Origin of the sequence: Aneurinibacillus aneurinilyticus ATCC 12856 (genome assembly GCF_000466385.1) — a bacterium.
Classification (GTDB): Bacteria; Bacillota; Bacilli; order Aneurinibacillales; family Aneurinibacillaceae; genus Aneurinibacillus; species Aneurinibacillus aneurinilyticus.
Genome location: NZ_KE952775.1, coordinates 62,419 through 69,324, shown reverse-complemented (window position 1 = coordinate 69,324; position 6,906 = coordinate 62,419). Strand labels below are relative to the sequence as shown.

Below are 6,906 nucleotides of genomic sequence, written 5' to 3'. Positions count from 1 at the left end.
TTCCACCTTATGGATAATCAACAGACGTGATATATTTTGTTTTCTTTAACCGATGTCACGAACGAGCTACTTCCCTCTCCTGTTTTAGATTCGTTTTAAACCTACAGCGCGGATACCCTGAACACCCCAAAAACACTCCATACTGTCCAGTACGCTCCACCAAGGCTTCTCCGCAGCTCGGACATATCCCTTTCTCTACCTGCTCACCACGCTTTTGAATGTCTTTGACATGCTGCTCTCGCATTGCCTCACTAATAATATTCATCTTCTGCAACATGTCTGTCATCTCATAGGTCTGTTGCATGGTTAATTTTTCGTTTACGTAGTTTCGAATGACTGTTAGAAGTTCGCTTTCTCGTATTACAATCGCTTTTGTTGCCTCTACTTCTATGTTTTTGGTTCCAACAAACACAATGATAGAGACAATTGGCAACAGGCTAGCTGAATCGTTCAGTACAGTTCGTAATGCTTTGATGTGCTGCTCATTCTGCTTAATTGGATTATAGAACTCATATCGCTGCTGTTTTTTCAAAAACTGGACCCAGTTTTTTGCATCTTCATATCCTTTGATATAACCATTATAAGCTTTTGTTTCAATCACGAAGATTCCGTAAGAAGAAAAAACAATATGGTCGATTTGAGCTGTATTGCCGTTGTTGCCTTGGATCATAATATCATGAAAGCCTATGTATTCATTCCCAAGTCGAGAAAGAATATCCTGGACAATCTTCTCTCCTATTCTTCCTTTTTGTTGGATTTTTTCTTCTGGTTGAGATAGAACTTCACGATGCTTCCTTTTTTTCTTTTTAGCTGACTTACTTTTTGAGAGAATAAATAAAAGCAGGATAATACTTCCTAGTAAAATATACTCCATTGACCTCCTCCTTTTTTTGCTCATACATTACTAATCTCATACTACATAACATAAATTTACCATATGTATATCTATTTTCCTATATTTCCTTTGTAAATTTCAGAAGTTTAGTATAATTAAGGAAATCCCTATTATGCAGGTAGCTAATCACACTTCCTTAGCGCAGGTGAATACAAATAAAAAAGAAATTTGCTTATCAATCCGATGGAACGACCATTATTTATTATGAAAGCCGAGAAGGAATCCAGCGACAAACCAGATGTATATAGAAATAATAAGTATTGTGTTCGTATCATGGCGGAAGGAAAATAACATCATATCGGTCAGTTCGATGCGCTTGAAGAAGCAGAAATTGCAGCTATAAAAGCCAGACAAAAATCACTTTAGCAGACTAAAGGTGAGAAAAATATGGGCATTCGCCACTTTTATGCTAAAAATCCCCGCCTCGACGACGGGGATTTGATTCTTAATTTTTCTTCTTTCGGTATGGAAGAGAAATGCTCCTTTTGCCCTCAACCGGCGGCAGATTGCGGTATTTCGCCAATTCTTCATCCGATAGCTGATACGTAATGACCTCACCTGGACGCATGGCTGCATCATCTTTGTCTTCTTTTGGGACAACCGAGTGTTTGTTGAAGTAAAGCAAACGTCCATGTACCATGTTCATCTACTCCTCTGCATCAAAGTCAATCGCTTCAGTTAGGAGAAATTTACCCGCTTTTCTCATCTTCTAAACATGTACTTATTTTGCATGGAAAAAGGGCTGCTGTAAGGCAAGCCCTTCGCTCTGGTTTCCGTCTTAAAGATCCGATGCGTTCAGCTAACACTCAGTGAAGGATGAAGGCATACTGAGTGAAGTTTCACTATAGTGGCTTAATTCGCCAGACGCTCTTCTTCATCGCCCATACCTATCTCTTGGGTGATGGTTACGTTTGGAGAGCCCTGTCCGGTGACTTCCTGTGCGAAATCGCGTGCTTCTCCTAGTGTTTCAAATGCGGCTACGTTATGGTCGTTCGACTTACCGAACAAAGAAATGGTCTCATACACTACGTAGTACATCATGTCACCCTCCCTTTTTTATCTTTATTTACAAATAAAACAACAGCTTTCTATACCTACCCAAAATCATTGATAATTAAACCGTTTCTTTTACAAAGAATATGAAAAAGAAGCAAAAATGTGCTAACTTTTTCTGTATCTTAATAAAAATGCCCTGTACAAAGTGTACAGGACATTATCTATACGTATCACGATAGGCATCCATACCGATACGGCGGAAAATTTCACGGTTTACGTCATGCGTTTGCTGCCAGGATACTCCGATATGAATTGCATTAATATTTACCGTTTCACCGTTCCGCATTTCTTCAAGCACTGTTGGTCGCTCTTCCTGTATGTCTGTTTCCGGCCATTGGTTCTCCATATAGCGCACTTTAGCTCTAAGAAGCGATAGGCGCTCCCATTTCTTCACCTGGGATTTGTCATCATAATACAGCATATTTAATCGTCCTTTCTTTCTAGCATTTCTGCATATGTATTCGTTCAGGATTTCGTATGCTATATGATTTCGAGCACTTTACCCAGTTTATGTCGCATAATAAGCATGGAGATGTCATTTTTATTCTATTTATACACTATCTACAGTGATAATCCCTGTTATTTTATTGTACATGTTTTTTTGCTGAATATTCAAGTTTTTTCGCACAAAAAAAGAGGGTGTCCCCATAGCCATCTCGTTTCTTCCGATTCTGGGACCGACTCATTCGGAGTTAACCTTTTAGGACAGCCACTTTGGTTTTTTTATGATACAGCTTCCGAACAAGCCGTAGCCTTGGCCCGCAAAGAAGAATGAATAGCCGCCCGTTTAGCAATCTCTTTCTGTGTTACGAGATCCCCTTTTAAAAAATGAGGATCAACAGCCAGATCCAATAAAGCAGCAATTGTCGCTTGAATGGAAAGCTGTTCGTCCTGAACGAGATAAAAAGAAATACGATAACAATAATTTTCATGCTGTCTCAATATTTCCGATCTTTCTTGTATATCCATGAATTCAACCCCTTATAAACGTTAGTAATGATGTTATACGTGAATTAAACTAGTTCTTTCTACAATATTGATTCAGCGCTTATCGCGGGATACGCCTGACTAAGTCCCATCCCAAAAAGTGGTCTGTGCCAAAGCGCGTATAGTTTAAGGTCTGAGGACCAGCAAGATATTGTTGGAGCTAACAAAGAGGAAGAAAGCGGTGACACTCAGAATGATGAAGTGGACATTGCATCTACAAATGATCCACATATCTTAGCGGAACATGACAGCAAAACTCCGAGAAAAATTTCCGTACATGGACATTAAATCTTCGATTGAGAGCCGGTCCGGATGTATCGAATAAAAGACGACAAAGGGCGAATCTCTTTTTGAGTCGCGGCGCTTTATTCGTCTTTTGAGAGGCGACGTTCATCCGGCCGGGCTGGATCGGGGCTGGCTGAAGGCGGATCAAGAGCAGAAAAGGCGAATATTCTGCTCCTGGCTTCACATTAATTGCCCGTTTATTAAACCGGGATCCGCGGCTGCGGTTCCCGGTTATTCTCATCAATAGAAAAAAGCACCCCGTGACTTCACCAAGTGCTTTCCCCATTAACCCTGCCATTCTAACCTTATTTTTTATCTAACCTTGATTCTCGTTACCACTCAATCCCTTTCGGTAAATCCTCCTTTTTGACCCGTTCCCATTCCTGCGTGTACGCGCCTTTGGCCAGCACCTTCAAATAGATCCCCTGCTCCAAATCGGTGCTGGACGTAAACGTCACGTTTTTCTTTTTGCCTTCGGCATTGTATCCGCTCAGGTTGTACTTAAATCGATGATCTTCCGGCTTCGCCGGTTGATTGACTTGGACGTAGACGTATTCTTTGGTTATGAACGGGTTAAAACGATCGACGACGTCACTATTCGAAAAAACGAAGAACGCTGCGAAAATGACGATAATAAAAGCCACAACTGCGCCGAACTTTTTCATGATGGTTCCTCCTCTTTTTCCCATGGATTGGATACAAAATTGATCTGCTGGTGTTTAAGCCTTGCTAAGACATGGCGTTTTTGACGATTTTCCGGTAATAGCCAATGGTCAAAACCGCAAACACAAAATAGATTAACGCATACAGCCCCATTGCTATAATCGTTGGTACGGTGATGTCGGACAGCACCAGGATCGATGCGGTTTTGACGGCGAAGACGGAATGCAGGATGCCGATCAGAAGCGGTATGGCGAAAACAAATAGCTGCTTGCGCACGATGCCCTTCATGATGTCCTTCTCGTCAAAGCCGAGCTGCCGCAAGGTCTTGAAGCTTCTTTTTTCCTGCTCCGCTTCCGTCATTTGTTTGAAATACAAGATGCTGCCCGTTGAAATGAGGAACACAAGCCCTAGAAATGCCGAGATAAACATCATTAGACCGAGCGAATGAAGCGCACCTTCATATTGCGTATGAAAATTGGGTTCGAAGTCGTCCTCCGACACGTATTTGGCGTAAAGGGCCGATGCCTTGGCACGCTCCGCTTTGCTCGGGACTTGATACGTATCCAAGCGGACTTTTTCGTATCTGGGAGATCCCGGCATGCTCTTCTCAAGCTCCTGTACGGTCGCTTCCGAGGTCACCAGTTGAGCGCCATAAACGTTGTAGTTCATGACGTATTGAATGACCATGTCCGTCAGTTGGATTTTTTTCGTTTCCCCGTTTTTGCCTAGAACGATTTCTTTCGGAAACCCCATGCCTTCCTTGTCTTTTCTTCCTTCGAGATTCACCCGCGCATCGTACAGAACGGTCTCACCTTTCGGCGGCACCTTCACCTTCATGCCTGCTTTCTGCAGCTGCTCCGCCGGGAGAAAAAGCATCCCCTGGGTGGACTCCTCCGACTTGCTGCGAAGATCGCGGATTGTCCCCTTCAGCCGAACCGCTTCAATCGGTTGATGATCGAACCGAATACCCGCCTTCTCCAGCTCCGCGTCGAACGATTTGGCGTCCCTTTCTTTATTTTCGAACACAAAATCGTACGGCAGCGAGATACGGGTATCGCTTTCCGCCGAAAAATAAAGCGAGTAAGCCAGCGCCACCATCGTGAGCGTCATGGCCGACAGCACCGTAATCAAGGTCAGCGAGTTGGCGTTTGCCTTCATCCGGTGCATCAGCGGCGCGAGGGACAAGCTATTCAGCAGCCCGAGGTGTCCGTCTTTTCTTTTCCGGAATTGGTAAAACAGCCAGCTGATCGTCACCCGAAAAAGCAAGTACGTACCCAAAATCGTCGAAAGAAGCACCAACAGCATGTTAAAAAACAGCATGTCGTTTACCATATGCCCCGACAAATCATAACCGTAAATGATCAGCGCAATGCCAAGCAGGGCAAGGAATGCGGCCGCGATCGTTTTCGGCTTTTTGGGATGGTCGCCTTGACGTTCCGCGTTAAACAGTTGGAGCAGCGTGCTGCGGTAAACCGTGAGCGTCATCTGTATCGAAGTGAAAATAATCAGCGCGGCAAAGACGATCACCGTCTGCACTGCCGCCGTGGCCGAAAAAGCGATCCCGACGATGCCTTCGAAGCCCAGCAGCTTCATCAAAATGAGCAGGAACAGCCGCGATACAAGCGCGCCGCAGCATATTCCGAGCAGAAGTGCCCCCAAACCCAGCAGCATGTTTTCGATGATCAAAAACCGGGCCACGCCCATCTTCGACAGGCCGATCAGCTGGTACAGCCCGATTTCCTTGCTGCGCCGCTTCAGAAAGATGCTGTTGGCGTAGACGGTAAATACGGCGACGATGACGAGCAGCAAAATTCCCGCCACACGGAATGATGTCGCAAAATTCACGTCCGAGCCCATCCGCTCCACGACCGACGAATCATGCTGCAGCGTCGCAAAGACGAAGTACAAACTCATGCTGAAAATAAGCGCAAAAAAGTACAGGTAGTAATGTTTAATGTTTTTCCGAATGCTGCGGATGACCAGTTCAAATAACGTCAACGTTGTCCCCCCCAAGTACGGCCTGCACGTCCATGATTTCCTTGAAGAATGACGGTCTCGTTTTGTCGCCGCGGTACAGTTCGGAATAGATTTGTCCGTCTTTTAGGAACACGACCCGGCTGCAATAGCTGGAAGCAACGGGATCATGTGTGACCATCACGATCGTTACGGCACGTTTTTTGTTGAGGTCTTCCATCGTTCCCAGCAATGAGGAAGCCGATTTGGAATCCAGGGCACCCGTCGGTTCATCCGCAAAAACCATCGATGGCCGGTGGATCAAAGCGCGGGCAGCGGACGTGCGCTGTTTTTGACCGCCCGATATTTCATGGGGATATTTGTTCGCCAGTTCCCGGATGCCGAGAATGTCGGCGATAATCTTGAATTCTTCTTCCGCCAGCCTTTTGTTCATTTTGCTCAGGGAGATCGGAAGCAGGATGTTTTCCTTCACGGTTAGCGTGTCAAGCAGGTTGTAATCCTGAAAAATGAACCCCAGCTTGTTCCGGCGAAACGCGGAAAGCTCCGAATCCTTCATTTTTGAAATGTCGGCGTCGTCAATCAGAATCGTTCCTTCCGTCGTTCGGTCGATCGTCGCAAGGACGTTCAGCAGGGTTGTTTTTCCGGAACCGGAAGGCCCCATAATGCCCATGAATTCCCCTTCCATGACGCAAAGATCGATGCCTTTTAACACCTGCTGTGCGCTGCCTTTCGAGCCGTATGATTTGCGGACATTCTGTGCACGCAGCACCGTTTTTGCCTGATTTATACCATTCATAATGAACCTCCAAGTTTTGCTGTACCCCCATTGTACTTTCGTTCACCGGGTGTTGTCGCACGTTTTGGATGACAAGCGGGCGGGGCAATGTGACAATTTCGTCACGTTGAGCACGGCTGCTTTGTGCCGCCCTTTTTCCGCAACATTTAACATGCCGGCCAATTCAAAAAGCAGTCAGGAAAGCCCCGGCTGCTTGGTTTGTTATCATTTATCATTATGAAAACAATCCGTCGTTCATATTCTGGCTAAC

Annotated in this window: 8 protein-coding genes; all 8 read right to left on the bottom strand. The window is 45.2% G+C overall.

Annotated features, from left to right (window positions below):
* Window positions 1-55 precede the first annotated feature (55 nt).
* The 8 genes from HMPREF0083_RS10870 to HMPREF0083_RS10830 all read right to left on the bottom strand — a co-directional run bounded on the left by HMPREF0083_RS10870 (window position 56) and on the right by HMPREF0083_RS10830 (window position 6,656).
* Window positions 56-874, bottom strand: coding sequence for an NERD domain-containing protein (locus HMPREF0083_RS10870; protein WP_021621391.1), 819 nt, complete (start codon window positions 872-874; stop codon window positions 56-58).
* A gap of 466 nt (window positions 875-1,340) precedes the next feature.
* The gene (locus tag HMPREF0083_RS10865; RefSeq protein ID WP_040302362.1) at window positions 1,341-1,535 is read right to left on the bottom strand and encodes a hypothetical protein; all 195 of its coding nucleotides are present in this window, start codon (window positions 1,533-1,535) and stop codon (window positions 1,341-1,343) included.
* Window positions 1,536-1,747: 212 nt separating this feature from the next.
* Complete coding sequence (locus HMPREF0083_RS10860; protein ID WP_021621389.1) at window positions 1,748-1,936, bottom strand: hypothetical protein; 189 nt, start codon at window positions 1,934-1,936, stop codon at window positions 1,748-1,750.
* A 172-nt stretch (window positions 1,937-2,108) separates the two neighbouring features.
* Complete coding sequence (locus HMPREF0083_RS10855) at window positions 2,109-2,372, bottom strand: hypothetical protein (RefSeq protein ID WP_021621388.1); 264 nt, start codon at window positions 2,370-2,372, stop codon at window positions 2,109-2,111.
* A gap of 302 nt (window positions 2,373-2,674) precedes the next feature.
* Window positions 2,675-2,920, bottom strand: coding sequence for a hypothetical protein (locus tag HMPREF0083_RS10850; RefSeq protein ID WP_021621387.1), 246 nt, complete (start codon window positions 2,918-2,920; stop codon window positions 2,675-2,677).
* Window positions 2,921-3,555: 635 nt separating this feature from the next.
* Entirely contained in the window at window positions 3,556-3,888 is a 333-nt protein-coding gene (locus tag HMPREF0083_RS10840) for a YxeA family protein (protein WP_040302359.1), read from the bottom strand.
* A gap of 64 nt (window positions 3,889-3,952) precedes the next feature.
* The gene (locus HMPREF0083_RS10835) at window positions 3,953-5,884 is read right to left on the bottom strand and encodes an ABC transporter permease (protein WP_040302358.1); all 1,932 of its coding nucleotides are present in this window, start codon (window positions 5,882-5,884) and stop codon (window positions 3,953-3,955) included.
* Complete coding sequence (locus HMPREF0083_RS10830; protein ID WP_021621383.1) at window positions 5,871-6,656, bottom strand: ABC transporter ATP-binding protein; 786 nt, start codon at window positions 6,654-6,656, stop codon at window positions 5,871-5,873. The genes HMPREF0083_RS10835 and HMPREF0083_RS10830 overlap by 14 nt, the downstream gene beginning before the upstream one ends.
* Between the last annotated feature and the right edge of the window lie 250 nt (window positions 6,657-6,906).